This window comes from Roseibacillus ishigakijimensis (assembly GCF_016595415.1).
Classification (GTDB): Bacteria; Verrucomicrobiota; Verrucomicrobiia; order Verrucomicrobiales; family Akkermansiaceae; genus Roseibacillus; species Roseibacillus ishigakijimensis.
The window spans coordinates 1-22,043 of record NZ_JAENIO010000003.1 but is presented as its reverse complement, the minus strand read 5'-3'; the positions used below and the strand labels follow the sequence as shown (position 1 = coordinate 22,043).

The window sequence follows — 22,043 nt, the reverse complement described above, 5'->3', positions numbered from 1 at the left end:
CTCCTTCCCGTGAAAGGGCTCCTTGCAATCTCGCTCGCTATCTCAATCGCTTTCACTCTCGGGCTCCTGCTGGGTCAACAGCTCAGTCCGGACCCAGCGAACCCGACTTCCCCCAAGCCGCCCATCTTTCAATCCGGAGCGACCAGTCCGTTTGCGGAAGTGATTCAGCAGGGCAGCGGGCAGAAAGTGCTCCCGATAGGGAAAGCGAACGAACCCGTTCTCGATCTCATCGCCACTGCCGCCGAGGCCACGCGAGAGAAGATGAACCGCCCCACCTCGCCGCTGATTGGACTGGCCCGCATCAACGAGGCCTCCCGCCACTTTGAGGATTCCCTGCGCGAGCTCCTCGATGGCCACCCTGACCTGAGTTGTCACATTCCACTCACCCGGGAAGGCAAAGCCCAGCGATCCGGCTACCCGGATCTCCTCCTCACCCATCACCCCACCGGCACCACCTACTATCTCGACCCCAAGCTCTACGAAGCCAGCGCGGAGGACTCCAGTCTCCGCACCTTCTACTACACCCCCCGACGCGAGACTTCCAAGATTCTAACCGATGGTCATCATCTCCTCCTCGGCTTCGCCCACGATGGCCACGACGGCCAGTGGCAGTTCTTGCACTGGAAACTCATCGACCTCTCCCGCACCACCCTGAAGCTCAAGAGTGAATACAATGCCTCGAACAAGGATCTCTATCAGGAAAAATCAGTGATTCGCCGCAGTCAATGAGGCCTCTTCCTTAACCAGAAGCAAAAGAAAAGGCTTATCGCCTTCGGGAAAAACGGCAGGCTGTCGCACGGTGAGAGCGCTTTCCGTGCCCGCCCATTGCCAGACCGCTTGCGCCTCCGCCATGCCACCTTCGTGGCCCCGGTAACAGACCACGCAGAGCACTCCACCTACCCGCAAGAGATCACGGGCAGCGGCAAGGGCCCGCAAAGTGGTTTCTCCCCGGGTGATGACGCGCTTGTCGGAATGCGGCAGGTAGCCGAGATTGAACATCGCCGCCGCAATGGGTTCTCTGACGAAACGAGCCATTTCCTCATGCCCACAATGATGGAGTCGACACCGATCCGCGAGGCCTGCTCGCATCAAGCGCTTGCTGGTCGAGGCCAAGGCTGCCTCCTGCACATCAAAGGCATCAACCCTGCCCTGCGGTCCTACTCGCTCGGCGAGAAAGAGCGTGTCCCAGCCATTGCCCATAGTGCCATCAATGGCTCTTTCCCCCTCTTGCAGCACCGCTGCCACCTCCTCCTTCGCTTGTTCAGTCACCGTCATGGCAAAACTCTTTGCAGGGAAAAATCGGCACTGACCTCCTGCTGGTCCAAAATCAAATTCACCAATTGCCGCGCCGCCTCCGGTCCGTAGAGACAGCCTTTAGAACCCAATCCATTGAGGAGATAGCGGCTCTTTTCCTCCGGATGAGCTCCCACCACCGGCTCGCTATTGCGCACAATGGGGCGAACCCCGGCAACATGATTTCGCACGGTGAAGGGCCGGTCCGTGAACTCGCCCACGAGTTCTTGCAAGCGCCTCCGTCCCTCCTCCGTGGGTTCACTATCCAAATCCTCCCACTCATAGGTTGCCCCCACCCGATAGATATCTTTTCCAATCGGGATACACCATCCGCGGCGATTGAGAATGCGCTCTTCTCCCCAGCCCGGAATCTCCACTTCCAGAATCTCCCCCTTGGCTAATCGCCGGGGTAACGAGGAAAAAAGCCCCTGCTGCAATCCCAGCGCGCCTTGACAATAAACATCGACCACCGGACCGGGAGCGCCCCGGCCTTCTTCCGTAAAAAAGGCCAGGGAATCGGTCACGAACTGCCGCACCGCCACCCAACCGCCGCCGACCCATTCCACACCACCGAATTCCCCCCCCTTCACATCGGTGAGAACCTGATAGACATCACCTATCCAAGGCTCAAGAGCCGGTTGTTTATGGGCAAATTTCTGGCGCTCTTTCTCATCGCTAAAAATCCGGAGCACCGGACTTTCCTGAAAATACCGCCCTCCCAACATCGCTCCCGCATCGAGATAAAATTCCCGCATGCCCTCCAGGAAATCCGCCAAGCGCCAACTGACGTTCATGCCCTTGCCAGTCACCGGATTGACCAATCCCGCAGCCGCCCAAGAGGCTCCCACCTCGCGCTCGCCCACATGGCGAAAACTGATACCACGCTGCCAGAGATGCCAGCCGACAAACACTCCCGCCAAGCCACAGCCATGAATGGTCACTCCCTCCATGCCGGCGAGCTTAGGGCCGCACTCCCTCTTTGTAGAGAAATTCCCGATACTCTTTCCACTCGGTATTGGCCGGGATATCGCGGTATTCCGATGGAATCTGGCGGGGCTTGCCCGCCGCCCGTTCCTCGGCGTTCTTTTTCCACGCCCGTCCTCCGCCGGTGCGCACCGCCTGATAGATCACGGTGCGATCCTTTTTGGGAACGTCCGACTCGATCATACCTGCTAGAAAAATCTCATCAGCTTCCTTGCGAGTGGTGGTTTGCTCCCAGTAGAGAAAATCGTGCACTACGGCAGCCAGTTGATAGCGCCCGGTCTTGGGATAAATGGGCCACAAAGGACGGGGAATGCTGGCAAAATCAGTCACAAAACCCTCCGGCACCTCGTAAACTTCGCCCGTGCTGGCGCGCTCGTAGATCAAGGGACTAGCCACCATCCAGTGCTCGCCATCAATAAAGGGAATGAGCGGCACCGGCTTCATGGGGGCACAGGCACCGAAAAACCACACCAGAATAAGGAGTGGCAGAAAGAGGAAAGACGGTTTCATCATAACCAGACAATTGCCGTGATAGTAGGGAATCTAAGAGCGAAAAGCAAGTTCAGGAACGGCGGCTCCGCGCGCGCGCTTTTTGCCAGAACACGGCTGCTAGTCCCGCGAACAGACCGAGAGCGGCAAACCAGTCGCCAAAGCGGGCATAGAGAGTCGGCCCCCCGCTTTCCCGGATGTAGGCCCGGCCGCGCACATGTCCCCGAGTGAAAGGCTTCCCCTCTTCATTGCGCAGCACTTGCTCTTCCCCGGTGCGGTAATCCACGAGACTTCCCGTAGCAGAGACCACCCCGGTGACGCCCCGGTTGGCAGCGCGCACCATGGGACGCCGCAGCTCGATGGTGCGAAAGAGTGCATTGTCGAAGTGCTGTTGCGAACCCTCGGTCTTTCCAAACCAACCATCATTGGTGATATTGACGATGATTTCGCGTGGCCCCTCGCTAAACTTACGGGTCACCCGGGGAACGGTATCCTCGAAACAAATGGAGGGGATGACCCGCACTTCCCCACCGGCCCCGGGCAGGGAAAACCCTTCCGCCCCCGTGCCCCGGCCCATGTTACCCGCCCACTTCACCCCAGCCACTTTCTCATAAATATCAGCCAGCCATTGCACGGAATCGACAAAGGGAATGAACTCGCCATAAATGACCAGATGTTGTTTGCGGTGAACGGACAACTCGGACTCTGGATTGACCGCCAACAAGGAATTGTAATGTGTGCCGTCAGGCCGGGGACGAATGATCTCATCGACAATTTCCCCCTCGATCTCCCCAATTCCGGCAATGAAATTGCGGGCTCCCAATTCCTGCATCCGGGTGATGGTGCTACTGGATGGCTCGTAGGTGACATATCGTTCCTCCTCCAGGGAGAGTAAGGGCCCGTAGAGCACCACCTCGGGCCAGACGACCCAGTCGATGGCCGCGAGTTCAACTTCCCCCTCGGCTTCCGCGACGAGCTTTTCATTAAGAGCATCCACAGCAGCAAAGGCAGCTCGGGTTTCGCTTTCGTAGCCTTCATGAACCTCCTCCGGGGTCCAGTGAACCTTGCCTGCCGTTTGGGGAATATCCATCTGGACCAACAGAACGCGAAGGGCCTCACTGGGGGCGCGATTGATGGAGAAGGTGCGGAAAACACCAAAGGTGAAAACGGCGATGAGAAAGAGAATGGTGGCCGCAAAATCCCAATGGCGTTCGACTCGACCGACGCGCACGCCCGCTGCCAGGCGAACGCCCACCTGCACCAAGACCGCCGCAGTAAAAACCGGCAAAAAGGCCAGACCGGTGACGCCTACGAATTCCGCCCCCTGCGCCAGCGGCAAGCGATCATGAAAAGCCACCCCGAGGCCATTCCAACCGAAGCCGGTGAAAAGCCAGCCGCGCAGCCACTCCAGGCCACACCACACCCCACCATTGAGGGCCGCATAGGCGAGCGAACGCCCGGCTTCCGCAAGGCGGGTTCCTGGTGCCCTCTTCCGACGAAAGGGATTTCCCGTCGTGGCCGCAAAGAGTCCGAAAAGCCCGAAGAAGAGAGCCAAATAGAGAGCCAAAATCAGATAGGCCCCCCCAGCCACCGAGGCCAGCCACTTCAAGTTGAGAGCCCAAAAGACAAACCCACCCACGCTTGCGGTGAGGAAACCAAAACGCTTGCGCTTGCGCTCCCCTCCCCCCAACCAAAGGGCCGCCAGCCAGGCGACCGGGGCCAGCCAGACCAAGTCCGGCCAGTCAAAGGGCGCAAAACAAAGCGCGAGTAAAACGCCCCCGAGCAGCGAAAGCAGCAAGGGCCACAGAACGGTGAGAACGGTTTTCATAGGCAACATAATCTTCGCTTCTCACCCAATGGGCGCAATATAGTAGCGACGCGAAATACCTTCGACATCGTGGTGGTAATGGAAGCATTCCGGATCAGCGGCCTCCACCGCCGCAATCATGGTGGGAAGCTCTTCTTGAGTAATGATGGTGCGCACGATGGCAAATTTCTCCCGGCTCCGGCCCCCGGTGGCTTCCGAAACGGTGAAAGTGCGGTGCTCGATGGCCGAATTAATGGCTTTGCCCACCGCCTCTTGCTTCCGAGTGAGAACCGCCAGCATGGTGATCTTGAACTTGTGATAAAGATTATTGAGCGTCTCCGCCGAGGCAAAGATATAAACGATGGTATACATCAAGGTATTCACCACCGTCTCAAAATCCCCGGTCTTGAGGAAAGCCATCAGCAACCCGAAAGCCGTGGACACGCCTGCCGCGACGATGGCAATCGATCCAACGGGCTTGAGGTATTTACTGGCAAAATAAGCCCCCAAGATGTCTTCGTCGCCGGTGGAGCCCCGCCGCGTGAAGGCCATGGCCTTGGCCGCTCCCGCCAAAATTCCCCCGAAAAGAACAAGAATCATACGCTCGTGATGGGGCTCCGGGCGGGCAAAGCGGAACTCGGGAAGGACCATCAACATGACGACCACCGTCGTCACCACAACTGCCGAACGGACGGCGAAGACTCGGCTCACCCGGGTGAAAGCAAAGCCCAAGAGCACCACCTGAAAGAGCAGGTAAAGTCCGATGAAGAGGGCGTAACTATCGAAATAGTAGGACAAGGCGGTCGCAATTCCCTCCGTTCCGGTCAGGATCACCTGGGAGGGCAAGACGAAATACTTCAGTGCGCAAGCATAGAGCAGCCCGGAAAGAAGCAATGTGGCATAGTCGAGGACACGGCGGCGGGAATCGAAAGGAGGGGTCATAAAAAAGCGCCCTCTTCCTGCAGCAAGAAGGAAGTGAGAGCGCTTTGAAAGTAGCGGCCCCAACGGCAATTTCAACCCCGCCGTCGGACCTGATTTTCACTGCTCGGCCACCCACTGGACGGCGTTGATGAGCAGCTTTTGATAGGCCTCATTTTTGTGAGCCTTGTCATCGTGCCCCAGAGTGATGCAAACGATGCGTGTTTTCGGGTCCTTGACCACCCAGACGCTGGGAATCGGCCCCTCGGTTTGGTCGGCGGCATTCTCACAACAAACATGCACCCGTTCCTCGTCAGCCAATTCGAAGCGATAATTTTCGTCTTCAATCTGAAACTCCTCGGGAACCTCTTTTGTCACCGCATGATCAGTATCGGTAACCGTAACCGCAAAAAGTCCGTTTCCATGGCTGGGCGTGCGACCGGCAATGAAGCGGTCATTGTATCCTTCCCAGGGATGAGACCACGTGGCGGCATGGAGAAAAACCAGTCCCTTGCCCGCGTCGGCGTGAGCATGCAGGGCCTCCTGAAACTCCTTTTTGCCATAGTCACCGTGATTACCGCTGAAAACGAGCACCTCCGCCTGAGGAAGCAAGGCCACCGCTTCCTCCATATTCGGGGTCGAAACCACCTCCAGATCGCCACTTGCAAGCAGGGTCTCCCGATCCGTGCTCAAAAAATCACGAGGAAAATCATGAGAGCTACCCGAACCAACGAGGAGAACTTGCAGGGTCGACTCGGCTGACTCAGCCGCAAATTTTTCCCCCCAGGGGGCAGTCGTTTCGGGATCCTTGGGATTGGCTCCCGCCAGCAACGGGCACAGAATGAGACTCGTAAACAGGATTTTCTTCATGGCAAAGGAAGAGCCTAGCGAAAATGAATGGAAGCGTCTGTGAAGAAGTAACCCACAAACTGGGATTTTTCCCTCTGGCAGAAAAAAAGCCACCCCCCGTCGACGGGGGATGGCTTTCGCTAGCAACTGAAAAGGTAAGGAAGCGTTCTACTGACCCGCTTTCTCCAAGTCCTCCACAGACCAGGGAACATATTTGCGGGCCTCAACCTCGGGACGGAGAGCTTTCACCTCCGCCGGGGTGACGGCTTCTTCCTCCAGCCCCCCGAAGGCGAAGCGCACGAAGCTGGCGATTTGAGCGATTTCCTCATCACTCACATGACTATGACCGGGCATGACGCCATTGAACTCGATTCCATTCACCTCGATTTCTCCAGCCAGACCACCCAGCAGAATCCGTAACATCCGATCCCGATCACCGGTGACCCATTCGGAATCCACCAGCGGCGGGAAGGTGTTTTCAACTCCTTTTCCGTCCGCCTGGTGGCACTCGATGCAGGCCTTCATGTAGTGGTCCCGTCCGGCATGGAAACGACGGGGCACCTGGGCTGCTTCCCTTTCGACAACGCGAGGCCCAGCCAGAATGCTCTCGATATGAGTGCGCACTCCCACCGGGGCCTCTTTGGCAAAATTCGCCAAATCTTCCCGCTGGTCGCTACTGGCCACTCGCTTGATGACTTCGACCGCTTCCTGCCCCTGCCAATGATTTGGCTGCACTGCGGGCAGGTCTGCGAGAGAAGTCTTCACCAGAGTCAAGCCCTGCTGACGAAGGGCCAGCCGACTGGCTTCCCGCAAGGAGTCATCGAAATCGGCATCCTCCTGCACCCGGTTCCAAAGAGCTTGCGCCACTTTTTCATGAGGTTCAGTCTGAGCGGCAGCCGTCAGAACATGCAATAGTTCACGAGGCTCTTCGGTTTGAGCTATCAACTGGGGCAAAGCGGAAACAACCGCAGGGTCTTTGGCTCCTAGAGCGAGAAGAGCATGGCGGCGCAAGAGAGCGCTCGACGATGAGAGGGCGGGCACGAGGGCCTCTCGCTCGCCCAAGCCCTCCAGCGTCCAAAGAGCATGAAGAGCGGGGATCTCAGACTGGCTGCCCTGCTTGACCATTTTCGTCAGCTCCGCGACGACCACCTTGCTCCCGCTTTCGACCAACAAGCGCTGCGCTTCCAGGCGAATCAGCTGAGAAGGCGAACGCAAGCCCGCCAGCAGAGTATTCACCCGCCGTGGGTCCAGCGTGACATCTTCGCGAAGTTTTCCATCAGCCGGGACAACCCGCCAGATTCGGCCATGATCACGGTCCCGCAAGGGGGTGCGATACGCATTGCCCTTACCCGGTCCTTTTCGTTCGCCCGTGTGATAGGGACTATGAGGTTGGTCGTAGTTCCGCGCGGGATTGTAGTAGCGGAAAACAACGTTGTGCTGGATGATGGGATTATACCAATCCGCAATCCAAACCGCGCCATCGGGTCCCACCCGAGCCGCTACCGGGGCGGCCCAAGCATCCGCGCTGGCAAAGATGTTTTTGCCTCTCAAGATGGTCTCCATCAGCGAGCCTTTGGCAACGACGTCACCAGTAGCGACAAGATGACCTGTCGGCTCACAGATGAGAACGTTATTGGGAGCCAAAATCTCATCCATCACCCGATCGGTATAAAACTGATGACCTGCGGCAGCGGTATAACCGTCAATCTGATCCACCTGAGTGACATCCCGAGTATTGGTATACATGGGCAGAAGCCGGGGGCCCCGATCTCCATCACGACGGCGGAAAACATCCATGCGAGGGGTGCGCGGCTGCTCCAGCCCGCTCTCGTGATAAGCACGGGCGGGTATGGAAACCAGCCACGAAGGATTGTTATTAGCAGTGGAACCGGTGATGTCTCCCTGCTCAGTGAAGCCCAAGCCCCAAGTATTGTTAGTGGTGCCTTGCAAGAACTCCAGCTCGGACAAATCGGGTCGCACGCGGAATACCGAACTCCCGAATTTGTGATGCTGGTCACCGACCTTCATATCCACTCCACTGTATCCCACGGTGGCATAAATCCAGTTATCGATGCCGCGAAACAAGTTGGAAGTCGAGGCATGGGTGTCATTGATATTTAACCCCGTAGCAAGAACCTGGCGCACATCGGCTTTATCGTCCCCGTCGCTATCGCCAAGAAAAACAAAGTCACGGCCATCAGTGGCCAGCACCCCGTCCTTCACGAAAGCCGTTGCGGTGCAGTGACGCAATCCCTCCGCGAAAACCGTCATCTTGTCCGCACGGCCATCGCCATCGCTATCTTCCAAAATTTTAATCGTGTCGGTGCCGGAACCAGGCTCCTCGGGGACATCATTGGGGTATCCAAAGCTCTCCACCACCCAGGCTCGACCTCGATGATCCCAGTCAATCGCGATGGGATTCTTAATCATCGGTTCGCTTGCGAACAACTCAAGCCGGGTCCGCACCGGGACTTGGGTGTGGGCGGCGCTGTCTTCAGGAGAAAGAGGCTTTTGCAGCTCCATCATGGGGATATCCGGATGGGTGCGGTTATCGAGCTCTGGAACCTCGGTCTCTAACTTCGGCAGTTCGAAGCGGGCAAACAAGTCCGCCTTTTCATCCCCAACCGACCAAACAATGGCACGCCGAACCAGCTCCTGATAAGCAGGTTCCCGCCAACTGCGAAGATCGTGACCACTTGCCGTATAAAACACGCGCCCCTCCCCTTCCTTGCGAACCCAAGTCCACGGCTCAGGCTCACTTTCGCCCTCGTTCATGGGTTCCCGGACTTGCAAAAGATGACGGTCTTCGGTCAAATCCTGATGCTGATAGGTTTCATCCCAAGACTTCAGCACAGGCAGATCCTTCGTGATGGGATGCTCGGAGTCCACCGTAACGGGGCTAAAAACACCGCCTTCGTGACTGGCAAAGCGTCCGCCCACCAAATCAAACCATTCCTCGGAAGGATGAAAATTTCCACAAGCGCTGTGGAGGGCAACGAGCCCTCCTCCCGCTGTCACCCACGGCTGAATGGCGGCGGGGACTTCCTCTTTCTCATAGTTGGCGTAGACGATGAGAGCGTCGTAGAGCGACAGCGTTTCGCTCGTGATCTCGCTCAAATCCTCTTCAAACGAAAGATTGAATCCCTGCGGACCGAGGGATTGCTTGAGCACACGATAGCGTTCAATGGGGTTGTGATGGCCGTCATCACCGAGAAAGAGAACCTCCAGGCGGCGGGGCTCCGCCACCTCTTGGGCACTCAACGTCGAGGCCACCAGCAGGGTTGCAAAAGATAGTCGAATCATAAAGGGTATCCTAGGAATGAGCTGAAACAGGTTGAGCCGAAAGTCCCCGGCAACCGGGGACCTTCCAGCCGCTAGCGTTTGACCGAAATGGATTTGAACTCGCGGGTGAGATTCGTCAGAGATTCTTCCACCCCCATGCGCTCGAGGCTGGATGCACCCACGAAGCCCACGCAGTCAGTGGCCTGAATCACCCGATCAGCATCTTCCGGAGTGTTGATGGGGCCGCCATGGCAAAGGTAAAAAATATCATCCCGCACCGACTTGGCAGCATCGATGATGTCTTGAGTGCGCTTGATCGTCTCTTCCCAAGAAACGACCGCATCAGTAACTCCGATAGAGCCTCCCACCGTCGTTCCCACGTGGGCGATGATGGCATCCGCTCCCTGCCGGGCCATCTCGGCGGCTTCCTCGGGAGAGCCGACATAGACAATGGAGAACATGTCCATTTTGCGGGCCAGGCCCACGGCCTCGAATTCCTTCTGCACACTCATACCGGTTTCCTCCAAGACGCCGCGGAAATGACCGTCCACGATGGTGTGGGTGGGAAAGTTATTGATTCCCGAGAAACCCATTTCCTTCACTTTGCCCAACCAGTGCCACATCCGGCGCCGAGGATCGGTGGCGTGGACTCCGCAGATCACCGGGACCTCCTCCACCACGGGCAGGACCTCGTATTCGCCAATTTCCATCGCAATGGCATTGGCATCGCCATAGGCCATCATTCCGGCAGTGGAGCCATGGCCCATCATGCGAAAGCGCCCGGAATTGTAGATGATAATCATGTCCGCCCCGCCCTTTTCGATGAATTTGGCACTGATTCCCGTTCCTGCTCCCGCAACGATGAGAGCCTCTCCCTTCGCGAGGGTGTCATTGAAACGCTCGACCACTTCCTCACGGGTGTAAGGATTTCCTTTTCCAGTCCATTGATTTGGCATTCCTCCAGCCTAGGCCCCGGGGAGGACTCCCGCAAGAGAGGAAACCTTGGTCCGTCCACGAGAGAATATTCAAAATCAACATCAGAACGCAAAACTCTTTCTCGACCGCCTGTTCTTTTCCCGTTAGCTTCAGCCTTCTTGGTCATGCCTCTCCATTCTTCCCCACGCCCCAGTCAGGACCTTGAAATATTTGGCCCTGGCACTGAATTCATCGCCATTAGAGCTGATGATAGCGACGATCGCGAGTGGATCGCGCGGGAGCCAAAGTGTAGCCTGCTGGCCCAAAACAACATCGCCCATTGCGGTCTGATGCGAGCCCGCCCACCCTATAAAATCGTGCGCAGTTATCAGAGCGGCACATTTATGCTCGCCTGCCTCGAAGGGGAAGGAGTGGTTCTCGCCGATGGCAAATGGAAGACCATTGCCGCCGGGGAAGCCTGCCTGCTGCCTCCCTTCACCCTCAATGCCCTCAAGTGCGAGCCGGAGACTCCGTGGAATTTTGCCTGGGTTCGCTACGCCGAAACCCACGACACCCGCCCTATCGTGACCGCGCTCTCCCCGGTGACAGGGCCATTCCCCGGGGAAGCGCTCCGCGCCGCAGTGGGCGGGCTCCATGCCGAGTGCCGAGCCACCAACAACCTTGCGGCTCTTCACCACTGGGCGGAGCTCATTCATCACTATGTTCTCCAATTCGCCCAACCCCACAGCAGCGACGAACGTCTCTGGCGGGTCTGGGAAGCGGTTGAAAAAGACCTCTCCCATTCTTGGAACCTGGACGAACTGGCCGCCATCGGCTGTCTGAGCAGTGAGCACCTGCGCCGCATCTGCCGGGCGGAACTGGGCCGCAGCCCCATGCAACATCTCACCCACCTCCGTTTGCAAAAGGCGCGTCACCTGCTCTCGGTCACAGATGACAAAGTGGAAGTGATCGCCCGCCAGGTCGGCTACGAAAGCGCGACCACTTTCTCCAACACTTTTCTGAAGTGGATCGGCTGTCGGCCTTCCCGCTTCCGGGAATAATGGCCCCGACCAACCTCAGACCACACTCGCCCGCAGGGAAGCCCACGGCTCTTCCTCGCTCACATCGACCAAGAAGGGTCCCTTTTGCGACCCGGGTGAGAGAATCGCCAGGATAACGGCATCCTTTGCCGACTCATTGAAGGTGGCATGAACAACTCCCGGCCCCATGTGGGCGCACTCCCCCGCCCGCAGGGTTTGCTGCTCCTCCCCCACCCATTGCACCACCTCCCCTTCGAGGACGTAAATGGCCTCTTCCAATTCTGGATGATGATGAAAGTTGTGCCCTTCCCCGGCAGGAAGAACGGCTCGGCAAATCTGCAAATCCTTGGCATTGGTGATGTCCGGATGGCACATCCAAAAATTCGTCCGGCCTTTGAAGTCTTCTTTAATGGCCTCGGCCTCGGTAATAAAAGCGCGTTTATTCATAGGGAAAAGATGATCTGAACTGGGACTTAGCGACTCCCCCGGACGGAGTCAATCGGTTGACTAGCAAACATGGGGTGCCCGCAAAAAACGAGAAAAAACCAATAGTATTTCTTACCATCATTTTACCTTCTTTTTACTATTAGATAAGAAGAAAGTCACCGGCCGGGAGCAGCTCCTCCAATCGCGCACAGCCCCGGCCGGACCGACCCGTGAAAGAGGGCGGGTCGCGCCACCGAGGGAAGCAGGAACGAAAAAAGCCGGAGGACGCGAATCCTCCGGCTCTTGGCGAAAATCAGAACAGGACCAACTTCCTTAGAAGTCCATGCCACCGTGGTCGTGACCAGCGGGAGCAGCGGCTTCGGGCTCGGGAATGTCAGTGATGAGACATTCGGTGGTGAGCATGAGGCCGGAGATGGAGGAGGCGTTCTGGAGAGCGCTCCGAGTCACCTTGGTGGGGTCAACCACACCGGCGGCCACGAGGTCTTCGTAGGTCGCGGTGGCCACGTTGTAGCCTTCGTTACCCGTGCGGCCCTTGACTTGCTCCACGATGAGCGCGCCTTCGAGACCGGCGTTGGCAGCAAGCTGACGGAGGGGAGCCTCGATGGCCTTGGCCACGATCTCCGCACCAGTCGCTTCGTCACCAGCGAGACCGAGGTCACCCACCTGGCTGTAAGCACGGATGAGAGCGGTGCCACCGCCGGGGACGATGCCTTCTTCCACTGCGGCGCGAGTGGCGTGCAGGGCGTCTTCCACGCGGGCCTTCTTCTCCTTCATCTCGGTTTCGGTCGCCGCACCCACGTTGATGACGGCCACCCCGCCAGCCAACTTGGCCAGACGCTCCTGGAGCTTCTCGCGGTCGTAGTCGGAGGAGGTGTCTTCGATCTGCTTGCGGATCTGGTTCACGCGGCCAGTGATGGCGTCGCTGGTGCCGCTGCCTTCCACGATGGTGGTGTTTTCCTTGGTGATGGAAACGCGCTTAGCTTCACCGAGGTCGCTGAGCTCGAGGTTCTCAAGCTTGAGACCGAGGTCTTCGGTGATGCAACGGCCACCGGTGAGGACGGCGAGGTCTTCGAGCATGGCCTTGCGACGGTCGCCAAAGCCGGGAGCCTTGACAGCCGCGATGTTGAGAGTGCCACGAAGCTTGTTGACCACGAGAGTGGCGAGCGCTTCGCCTTCCACGTCCTCGGCAATGATGAGGAGGGGGCGGCTGGTCTTGGCCACTTTCTCGAGAAGAGGAAGCATGTCCTTGAGAGAGGAAATCTTCTTCTCGTGGATGAGAATGTAAGCATTGTCGAGGTTACATTCCATGGTTTCGTTATCAGTTGCGAAGTAGGGAGAAAGATATCCCTTGTCGAACTGCATCCCTTCCACCACGTCGAGAGTAGTCTCGATGCCCTTGGCTTCTTCCACAGTGATGGTGCCGTCTTTGCCCACCTTGTCCATCGCTTCCGCGATGATGTTGCCGATTTCGGCATCCCAGTTGGCGGAAACGGTAGCAACCTGGGCGATTTCCTTGGAGTCGGAGACTTCCTTGGAGATTTCGGCCAGCTGAGCCACGATGGCTTCAGCCGCTTTCAGGATACCACGCTGGAGGCTGATGGGGTTGGCACCCGCAGTCACGTTGCGGAGACCTTCGCGGTAGATGGCTTCCGCGAGCACGGTCGCTGTGGTGGTGCCGTCACCAGCGATGTCGGAAGTCTTGGAAGAGACTTCTTTGATGAGCTGGGCACCCATGTTTTCATAGGGATCTTCCAGTTCGATTTCCTTGGCGACCGAGACCCCGTCCTTGGTCACGGTGGGAGAACCGAACTTCTTGTCGAGAATGACGTTACGACCGGAGGGTCCCAAAGTGGCCTTCACGGCACGAGCCAATTGCTCCACTCCACGGAGGAGGGCTTGGCGTGCTTTTTCGTCGAATACGAGTTGTTTACCTGCCATAATATTTTCTTCTACTAGATTCTACGTATTAAATTAGTCTTCAACAACACCGAGAATGTCGGACTCGGAAAGGATGAGGAGGTCTTCCCCGTTCACTTTCACATCAGTTCCGCCGTATTTGGAGATGAGCACCTTGTCGCCCACCTTGACGGCGAACTCGATGTCGTTGCCATTGTCGTCTTTGCCACCGGTTCCGAGGGAAACGACCTCGGCTTCCTGGGGTTTTTCCTTAGCGCTGTCGGGAAGGACGATGCCCCCGGCAGTGACTTCTTCAGCTTCCAAGCGCTTCACAAGCACCCGGGCTCCAAGCGGTTTAATGCTAGCCATGTTTTTCTATTAGTTGGTTGTTTGTTGGTTAAAAAAGCCCGCTCTGGCTTCTGTGGAAGCCAAAGCGGGAAATCTACTTCGTGAGTCAGTCTTTCTTATCGACTTCTTCCGCGTCCACGACCTTGCCTTTTGCCTGGCGAGGTTCGCTACTATCAGCATCGTCGGCGGCGGGAGAGGCTCCTCCCATGTCGGGCATATCAGGCATGCCTCCCCCCGCTGCGGCACCAGCGGCTTGAGCAGCTTGCGCCAATTCGCCGAGAGTCTTCTCCAGCTCCGCTTGCGCGGACTTGATGGCGTCGAGGTCGTCACTCTTGAGCGCGTCCTTCACCGCGTTGATTTTCTCTTCGATGCCGGACTTCAACTCGGCCGGAGCCTGGTCACCCAGCTCTTCGAGTTGCTTCTCGACTTGGAAGACCATGTTTTCAGCTCCGTTTTTGACGTCCACAGCTTCGGCCCGCTTCTTGTCGGCTTCGGCATTTTCCTCCGCCTCTTTCTTGGCGCGCTCGATTTCCTCATCGGAAAGACCACTGGAGCCTTCGATGGAAATCTTCTGCTCCTTACCCGACTTCTTATCGGTTGCGGAGACGTGAAGAATACCGTTGGCGTCAATGTCGAAGGTCACCTCAATCTGAGGCATGCCGCGGGGAGCGGGCTCGATGCCATCGAGACGGAAGTTCCCCAGCAACTTGTTGTCCGCGAACATGGGACGCTCGCCCTGACAAATGCGGATATCAACGGCCGGCTGGTTATTGACGGCTGTGGAGAAAATCTGCGACTTCTTCACCGGGATGGTGGTGTTTCGCTCAATCATGGGCGTGGCGCGGCTGCCCTCGGTCTCGATGGAGAGGCTGAGAGGAGTGACGTCGAGCAAGACCACGTCCTTGACGTCGCCCTGGAGAACCCCGCCCTGAATACCGGCTCCGATGGCCACCACTTCGTCGGGATTGACGCCCTTGTGCGGGTCTTTACCTGCCAATGCTTTAGCGGTTTCCTGCACCTTGGGCATGCGGGTCATGCCACCCACGAGAACCAGTTCGCCGATTTCGCTGGCGGACAGGCCCGACTCCTTGAGGCAGCGCTCGACGGGAGCCTTGGTGCGCTCGAAGAGCTTGTCGGTGAGTTGCTCCAACTTGGAACGGGTGAGCTGCAACTGAATGTGCTTCGGTCCGTTCTGGTCAGCGGTGATGAAAGGCAGGTTGATGTCGTAGGAAGTGGAGGAAGAAAGGGCAATCTTGGCCTTCTCCGCTTCTTCCTTGATGCGCTGCAACGCGTCGGGCTGCTTGCTCAGGTCCATACCTTCGGCCGCCTTGAACTCGTCGAGAATGTATTGAATGAGAGCATTGTCCCAATCGTCACCACCCAGCTGGGTGTCGCCATCGGTGGCGAGCACTTCAAAGACGCCGTCGCCGATTTCCAGCACGGAGATATCGAAGGTTCCGCCCCCGAGGTCGTAAACCGCGATCTTCTCGTCGGACTTCTTGTCGAGACCGTAAGCCAGGGAAGCGGCAGTGGGCTCGTTGATGATGCGGCGCACCTTCAAGCCGGCGATTTCGCCCGCCGCCTTGGTGGCATTCCGCTGGGAGTCATTGAAGTAAGCGGGCACGGTGATGACCGCCTCGGTGATGGTCTCGCCCAATTTGGCTTCGGCATCGGACTTGAGCTTGCCGAGGACCATGGCGGAGATTTCCTGGGGCGAGTAAGTCTTCTTCTCGCCGTCCACTTCCACCTGAATGTGGGCGTCGCCATTGGAGGCCTCCACAATTTCGTAAGGGACCTTCTTGTCCGCTTCCGAGAGCTCCGCAAACTTGCGACCGATCAGGCGCTTGGCGGAGAAAATGGTGTTGCGCGGGTTGGTCACCGCTTGACGTTTTGCGGCTTGTCCCACGAGACGCTCGCCTCCTTTACCAAAGGCGACCACGGAAGGAGTGGTGCGGGCGCCTTCGGAGTTTTCCAATACCACGGGCTCGCCACCCTCCATGACTGCCATGCAGGAGTTGGTCGTTCCCAAGTCGATTCCTAAAATCTTTGCCATATTCTTTGTCTTTGGTGTTTTCGAGATGAGTGTGATGCGGGTGAACCCGCGGACTGATGCTCCTCTCTTCGCACAATCCATGCCCAGACTATCAATCAACCACTTGCGACAAAACCCCTCCCAATCGGATGGCTATCCGGACAGTTTGACCCGGCCAAAAGAGACAGAATGTCGCACTTGGACAGCCTGAACCACTTTTTGCCAAGGCAAGAAGAATCCCGATCTCGCAGGTGACAAAATGCGACAAACTTCTGACAGATGATCGTGCCGTCGGCGTTTTTGTAGGAACAAAGCAACCCTTCTATTCCTCCGGCGGCCGCGTGCCGCCATTTTGCGTTTTTCCTCACCTCATGATCGCTCGTTTCTGCCATCGACTTGGTCTCCTCGCCACTCTCACCCTGTGTGGTTGTTCGACGGAACACTACCGGGACCAAGCCGACAAGGACGTCTATGCCATTCTCAGCCGCGTCGAAAAAGACATCTTCGGGCAATCCTCGGACTTCACCATTGAGAGCAAACACAGCTCGACGGAAGCGCGTTCCCTGCAAGCCAGCGACATCCTAGGCGAACGCAGTTCGGGTGAAAAATTGCGCCTGGACCTCAACGAGGCCCTCAACTATGCGGTCAAAAACAGCCGCGAATACCAGTCCCAGAAGGAACAGCTCTACCTCACGGCGCTCACTCTCACCGGCGAGCAGCACCGCTATCGCCCCAACTGGTTTGGAGGCACCGATCCCTCCTTCACCCGCCAGAGTGATGGCGAGCAAGTGGGACGCGCCAATACCCGCTTGGGATGGAATCAAGCTCTGGCCACGGGAGGAACTTTCGGGCTCAGCCTGGCCAACGATTTGTTGCAATACTTCACCGGAGACCCCCGGCGCTCCGCCACCTCCCTCATCTCGGTCAACCTCGCCCAGCCTCTCTTACGCGGAGCGGGACAGGACATCGCTCTCGAGAATCTCACCCAGGCCAACCGCAACGTCGTCTACGCCATCCGCGACTACACCCACTTTCAAAACACCTTCTCGGTCGGCATCGTCAATCAATACTTCGACCTTCTGCGCACCAAGGACGTTATCTTCAATGAATTCAACAACTATGAGTCCCGTAAAGAAAACGTGGTGTATCTGCGGGAGAGGGCCGATCGGGAGCGCCCCGAATCCGTGGGCATTGCGGAACAGGACGAGCTCAGCGCGCGAAACCGTTACATCAGCGCCATCACGAACTACCGCAACGCCCTTGATCGCTTCAAGGTCACTCTGGGACTCCCCCAGACCACCCGGCTCCGACTCAATGATGCCGAAATCATCAAACTCCGCGCCGAAGGACTCAAGCCCCTCGCAATCAGCAATGAAGAAGCTTTCAGACTGGCCCTCTCGCACCGACTCCCCCTTTTCAATCAGATTGACCGCTTTGAAGATCGAAAACGCCAAGTCTCCTTGGCAGCCAACCAGTTGAAAACCGACCTCTCCTTGGTTGGAGATGCCAGCCTCACGAGCGGGGATGGTCCCATCGACTACACCAAATTCAACTTCGACGACGTGCGCGCTACAGTAGGGCTGCAGCTGGACCTCCCCTTGGACCGACTGCGCGAGCGCAATCAATACCGCGCGACTCTCATCAATTTCGAAGCCGCCATCCGTGAGCTGGGCCAGAATTTTGACGAACTGCGCAACCTTCTCGACCGTCGCCTGCGGGAGCTGGAAGAATTCCGGCAAAGCTACGAAATTCAAAAAGGGGCCGTCGAACTGGCCCGTCAGCGGGTGGAAGGCAACCAACTCCGCCTCCAAGCCGGCACCGTGGAATTCCGCCAACTCAGTGAGTCCCAGGATGACCTCGTGAGTGCTCAGAACGCGGTCACCAGCGCGCTGGTGAACTATCTCGGGGCCCGGCTCGGACTCTTGGTCGAGCTAGGCGTCCTCAATCCTAATGACCGCGACTACTGGCTCAGTGACAATCCTTCGAGCATCCCCGCCCTCGCTCCTCCCTCTCAAATGCCACCCGCCTTTGGAACCGATGATGACGTGCCCACCCCAGAAGAACTTTTTGAATAACCTGCTATGAAACTTTTGCTGAACAAACGCCTTCTCCTTCCCCTCCTCGGGGTTGCTGCCGTTCTGATCCTGCTTCTTTTCTCCCGGCGGGAAGGGGAAGCAGGCGAGGGACTCTATCACACCGCCAACCGGGGCGACCTCATCGTCTCTATTATCGAAGGGGGCTCCATTGAGGCCGTCAACGAGGTGGTGGTGAAGAACTCCATCGAAGGGGAATCCCAAATCATCACGCTCATTCCAGAAGGCAGCTATGTGCAAGAAGGAGACCTCCTCGTCGAATTTGACAAAAGTCAGGCCGAGAGCACCCTGCAAGAGGCTCAGGTCAAATACGAATCCCATCAGGCGGAGGTGGTCAAAGCCACCAACGACCTTCTCATCACCCGTTCCACCGTCGATAGCGAATTGCGGGCCGCCAAGCTGGCCGTCGAGTTTGCCCAAATGGACTTGGAAAAATTCAAAAATCTGGAACGAGACCACAAAATCCGGGATTCTGAACTCAATATCGACACTCAGGAAGAAGCCCTCAAACTCGCCCAACAACGCTACGAGTGGTCGGAAAAACTTGCCGAAAAAGGCTTCGAAACCAAGAGCCAGGTCGATCGCGACCGCCTGGAAGTGAGCAAAAGCTCGAAAGCAGTGGAAACAGCCAAATCAACCTACGAGATGCTTCGTAAATTTGATTTGGAAAAAGAAGCGGCCACTTATCAATCCGCCTTGCAGGAGGCCGAAGCCAAACTGGAGCGCACACGCAAAGAAGGAGAATCCAAAATCGCACAGCAGGAAGCAGCGGTCAACTCAGCCAAATCCACCTTGCGCATCACTCAAGAGCAATTGGATCGCGCCAAAACCCAGCTGGAAGCCACCAAGCTCTACGCACCCCAGAACGGCCTCGTCATTTATGCCAAATCTGACCGCCGCTGGGACAACGAGCCCGAGATTGCGGAAGGTTCCAAGATCCGCAACCGGCGCGATGTGATCAAAATTCCGGACACCTCCAAGCTCAAGGTGCAAGTAAAGATTCACGAATCCATGATCAGTCAAATTGCGGTGGGGCAAAAAGCCTACGTGGTTCTCGACTCCCTCCCGGATCAACGGTTTCGCGGCGAGGTGTCCAAGGTAGCCATTCTACCGGACAGCGATCGCGGCTGGCGGGGCGGCGACGACAAGAAGGTCTATTCCACCGAGATCGTCATCCTTGATGAAATGAAAGACATCAAGCCGGGAGTCTCGGCGCGGGCAGAAATCGTGATTCAAGAGCTGTCCAATGTCATCTCCGTGCCCATCCAGGCCGTCACCACTCAGAATGGCAAGCAAGTGTGCTATCTCAAGGGCGAAGACGAACCGACAGAAATCGAGGTGGGCCTTTTCAACACCAAGTTCATTGAAGTGAAAAGCGGACTGAATCCCGGCGATCAGGTGAGCTTGAATCCACCCTTGGACAAACGGCTCAACCTGGAGGGTGACACCCTGGACCTTGAAGACGCCAGCGGGGAAACGGAGCCTGCAGCCTAGTGTGGATCATGAGCGAATCCGTCATTGAGATCCGGCAGATCGTTAAAAACTTTCAGGTCGGCGATAGCGTGGTGCGGGCTCTCCGGGGCGTCGACCTCACCATCGAGAAAGGCTCCTTCGTGGCGATCATGGGCCCCTCAGGATCCGGAAAATCCACTTTGCTCAACATTCTGGGCTGTCTCGACCGGCCGACAACCGGGGAGTATTTTCTGGGACCCGACAACGTGGCGGAAATGGACGACGACACCCTTTCGCAAGTGCGGGGCAAGCGGCTGGGTTTCATTTTCCAATCCTATAATCTCATTGCCCAACTAACTGTAATCGAGAACATTCAGGTCCCTCTCATCTATCAACAAGAGGACTTGGCCGAGCATCATGACCGCTGCGTGGATTTAGCCAAACTCGTGGGTCTCGGTGAGCGCTTGGATCACCGCCCCAACCAACTCTCGGGAGGGCAACAGCAACGGGTCGCCATCGCACGCTCTCTCGTCAATGAGCCCCTGATGATTCTAGCAGACGAACCCACGGGCAACCTCGATTCCGAAACAGAAGAAGAAGTGCTCGCCATCCTCAACGAGCTCAATGGCGAGGGGAAAACGATTGTGATGGTCACCCATGATGACGCCGTAGCCCAGCACGCCCATCGCGTGATTCATATGAAAGACGGCCTTATCGCCAAGGAAGTTTACAACGATCATTCCGGTAGCTAATCCATGCTCTCCTCCCATTTTCTCAACACCGTCCAGTTGGCGATCAAGAGCTTGTTGATGCACAAGCTACGCTCTGGTCTCACGATGCTCGGTATCATTTTTGGAGTTTGCTCCGTCATTGCCATGCTTGCCATCGGAGAAGGGGCCTCCTACGAAGCCCAAGAACGAATCAAGCGGCTGGGAAGTGAAAACATCATCATCAATTCCATCAAACCTCCCGAAGACAATGAACAAACTTCCAGCGGGAGCAACTGGTCCATCGAATACGGACTGACTTACAAGGACGCCGCCCGCATCCAAGACACCATTCCTGCCATCGACCGGGTGGTGCCCCTCCGTATCATTCGGGAGAATATTCGCTTTGACCGCAACCAGGAGTCCGGCCAAATCATCGGCACTCTGCCCTCCTACCCGGAAGTGCAGAATCTCGATCTCATCGCGGGCCGTTTCCTCAGCCCGACCGACGAGCGCAATCAGCGCAATGTCTGCGTAATCACGCAGGACTTGGCACGCAAACTATTCCCCTACCAAGACCCTTTGGAGACCACCGTGCGGGTGCAGGACACTTACTATCAGGTCATCGGCATCGTCGATGAAACCGGCACCGCCGAACAGCGCCCTCAGGGTGGAGATAACGATGGGCAGGCCGTGGACAACAATATCTACATTCCTTTGTCCGCAGCTCGTTCTCGCTTCGGCGAAACCCTCATCACCCGCTCCTCAGGGAGCTTCAATTCCGAGCGAGTCGAGCTTCACCGCCTCATTATCCGCATGAAGAATTCTCCCGCAGTCCTCGCCGGAGAAGCCCAGATTCGCCACCTCCTCAATCACTTTCACAACAAAAGCGACTTCGAGCTCATCGTTCCCCTCCAACTTTTGCGCGAAGCGGAAGCCACCAAGCAGATGTTCAATATCGTGCTAGGTTCCATTGCCGCCATCTCACTCCTCGTCGGTGGTATCGGCATCATGAATATCATGTTGGCCACCGTCACCGAGCGCACCCGCGAGATTGGTATCCGGCGCGCGTTGGGAGCCAAACGTAAGGACATCATCACCCAGTTCTTGATTGAAACCATCGTTCTCTCCATTGGGGGAGGAATTGTCGGAGTCGTTCTTGGAATTCTCGTGCCCATTGCGGTGGGTTACTTCACCGAGATGCAGACCATCATCACGCCTTGGTCAGTTCTTCTTGCCTTTGGCATCTCCGGCCTCACCGGCATTGTCTTCGGTCTCTATCCCGCTTCCCAAGCAGCCAAACTCGATCCCATCGAAGCCCTCCGCCAAGAATAACCTTCCCCTGGAGATCGCTCGCAAAGCCGGATTGCTCACCCGGCAGGACAACGGTTGCCAGCGGAAGTGTCCCCGTCATCGTTAAAATAGAGGTGGTAGTTGGTCGGCCCACGCGTGAGCGTGAGGTCGCAAAAACCAAACCAAACCAACTACCGT

Annotated in this window: 18 protein-coding genes; 6 read left to right on the top strand and 12 right to left on the bottom strand. The window is 57.1% G+C overall.

What is annotated here, in order from left to right; translation table 11 throughout:
• Window positions 1-9: 9 nt before the first annotated feature.
• Complete coding sequence (locus JIN78_RS01615) at window positions 10-729, top strand: hypothetical protein (RefSeq protein ID WP_200390181.1); 720 nt, start codon at window positions 10-12, stop codon at window positions 727-729.
• Here the strand turns inward: JIN78_RS01615 and mnmM are convergent.
• The 8 genes from mnmM to JIN78_RS01575 all read right to left on the bottom strand — a co-directional run bounded on the left by mnmM (window position 706) and on the right by JIN78_RS01575 (window position 10,578).
• Window positions 706-1,275 (bottom strand): tRNA 5-(aminomethyl)-2-thiouridylate-methyltransferase MnmM, encoded by a 570-nt coding sequence (gene mnmM / locus JIN78_RS01610; RefSeq protein ID WP_200390180.1) that lies wholly within the window; start codon window positions 1,273-1,275, stop codon window positions 706-708. The genes JIN78_RS01615 and mnmM overlap by 24 nt on opposite strands.
• Window positions 1,272-2,243: an NAD(P)/FAD-dependent oxidoreductase gene (locus JIN78_RS01605; RefSeq protein WP_200390179.1), complete on the bottom strand. Its 972-nt coding sequence runs from the start codon at window positions 2,241-2,243 to the stop codon at window positions 1,272-1,274. Before JIN78_RS01605 ends, mnmM begins: the two co-directional genes overlap by 4 nt.
• A 10-nt stretch (window positions 2,244-2,253) precedes the next feature.
• Window positions 2,254-2,790 (bottom strand): DUF1353 domain-containing protein, encoded by a 537-nt coding sequence (locus JIN78_RS01600; RefSeq protein WP_200390178.1) that lies wholly within the window; start codon window positions 2,788-2,790, stop codon window positions 2,254-2,256.
• Between the two features lie 49 nt (window positions 2,791-2,839).
• Window positions 2,840-4,594, bottom strand: a complete 1,755-nt coding sequence (gene lnt, locus JIN78_RS01595; RefSeq protein WP_200390177.1) for an apolipoprotein N-acyltransferase — start codon at window positions 4,592-4,594, stop codon at window positions 2,840-2,842.
• Window positions 4,595-4,615: 21 nt separating this feature from the next.
• Complete coding sequence (locus JIN78_RS01590) at window positions 4,616-5,515, bottom strand: YitT family protein (RefSeq protein WP_200390176.1); 900 nt, start codon at window positions 5,513-5,515, stop codon at window positions 4,616-4,618.
• A gap of 96 nt (window positions 5,516-5,611) precedes the next feature.
• Complete coding sequence (locus JIN78_RS01585; protein WP_200390175.1) at window positions 5,612-6,361, bottom strand: ThuA domain-containing protein; 750 nt, start codon at window positions 6,359-6,361, stop codon at window positions 5,612-5,614.
• A 147-nt stretch (window positions 6,362-6,508) separates the two neighbouring features.
• Window positions 6,509-9,643, bottom strand: a complete 3,135-nt coding sequence (locus JIN78_RS01580) for a PVC-type heme-binding CxxCH protein (protein ID WP_200390174.1) — start codon at window positions 9,641-9,643, stop codon at window positions 6,509-6,511.
• Between the two features lie 71 nt (window positions 9,644-9,714).
• On the bottom strand, window positions 9,715-10,578 hold the full coding sequence (locus tag JIN78_RS01575) for a phosphoenolpyruvate hydrolase family protein (RefSeq protein WP_200390173.1): 864 nt from the start codon (window positions 10,576-10,578) through the stop codon (window positions 9,715-9,717).
• 144 nt (window positions 10,579-10,722) lie between these two features.
• Between JIN78_RS01575 and JIN78_RS01570 the strand changes: the two genes are divergently transcribed.
• Complete coding sequence (locus JIN78_RS01570) at window positions 10,723-11,598, top strand: AraC family transcriptional regulator (protein ID WP_200390172.1); 876 nt, start codon at window positions 10,723-10,725, stop codon at window positions 11,596-11,598.
• A gap of 15 nt (window positions 11,599-11,613) precedes the next feature.
• On the opposite strand, the gene JIN78_RS01565 is transcribed toward JIN78_RS01570, so the two are convergent.
• The 4 genes from JIN78_RS01565 to dnaK all read right to left on the bottom strand — a co-directional run bounded on the left by JIN78_RS01565 (window position 11,614) and on the right by dnaK (window position 16,321).
• Complete coding sequence (locus tag JIN78_RS01565; protein ID WP_200390171.1) at window positions 11,614-12,024, bottom strand: cupin domain-containing protein; 411 nt, start codon at window positions 12,022-12,024, stop codon at window positions 11,614-11,616.
• A 312-nt stretch (window positions 12,025-12,336) separates the two neighbouring features.
• Window positions 12,337-13,962 (bottom strand): chaperonin GroEL, encoded by a 1,626-nt coding sequence (groL, locus tag JIN78_RS01560; RefSeq protein WP_200390170.1) that lies wholly within the window; start codon window positions 13,960-13,962, stop codon window positions 12,337-12,339.
• A gap of 33 nt (window positions 13,963-13,995) precedes the next feature.
• Window positions 13,996-14,289, bottom strand: coding sequence for a co-chaperone GroES (locus JIN78_RS01555; protein ID WP_200390169.1), 294 nt, complete (start codon window positions 14,287-14,289; stop codon window positions 13,996-13,998).
• 85 nt (window positions 14,290-14,374) lie between these two features.
• Window positions 14,375-16,321 carry a molecular chaperone DnaK gene (gene dnaK, locus JIN78_RS01550; RefSeq protein ID WP_200390168.1) on the bottom strand — a complete coding sequence of 649 codons (1,947 nt, stop codon included), beginning with the start codon at window positions 16,319-16,321 and terminating at the stop codon, window positions 14,375-14,377.
• A 350-nt stretch (window positions 16,322-16,671) separates the two neighbouring features.
• On the opposite strand from dnaK, the gene JIN78_RS01545 reads away from it, so the two are divergent.
• The 4 genes from JIN78_RS01545 to JIN78_RS01530 all read left to right on the top strand — a co-directional run bounded on the left by JIN78_RS01545 (window position 16,672) and on the right by JIN78_RS01530 (window position 21,887).
• Complete coding sequence (locus JIN78_RS01545) at window positions 16,672-18,375, top strand: TolC family protein (RefSeq protein WP_200390167.1); 1,704 nt, start codon at window positions 16,672-16,674, stop codon at window positions 18,373-18,375.
• 6 nt (window positions 18,376-18,381) lie between these two features.
• Window positions 18,382-19,887 carry an efflux RND transporter periplasmic adaptor subunit gene (locus JIN78_RS01540; RefSeq protein ID WP_200390166.1) on the top strand — a complete coding sequence of 502 codons (1,506 nt, stop codon included), beginning with the start codon at window positions 18,382-18,384 and terminating at the stop codon, window positions 19,885-19,887.
• A gap of 8 nt (window positions 19,888-19,895) precedes the next feature.
• Window positions 19,896-20,597, top strand: coding sequence for an ABC transporter ATP-binding protein (locus tag JIN78_RS01535; protein WP_200390165.1), 702 nt, complete (start codon window positions 19,896-19,898; stop codon window positions 20,595-20,597).
• Between the two features lie 84 nt (window positions 20,598-20,681).
• Complete coding sequence (locus tag JIN78_RS01530) at window positions 20,682-21,887, top strand: ABC transporter permease (protein WP_200390164.1); 1,206 nt, start codon at window positions 20,682-20,684, stop codon at window positions 21,885-21,887.
• Window positions 21,888-22,043: the final 156 nt, after the last annotated feature.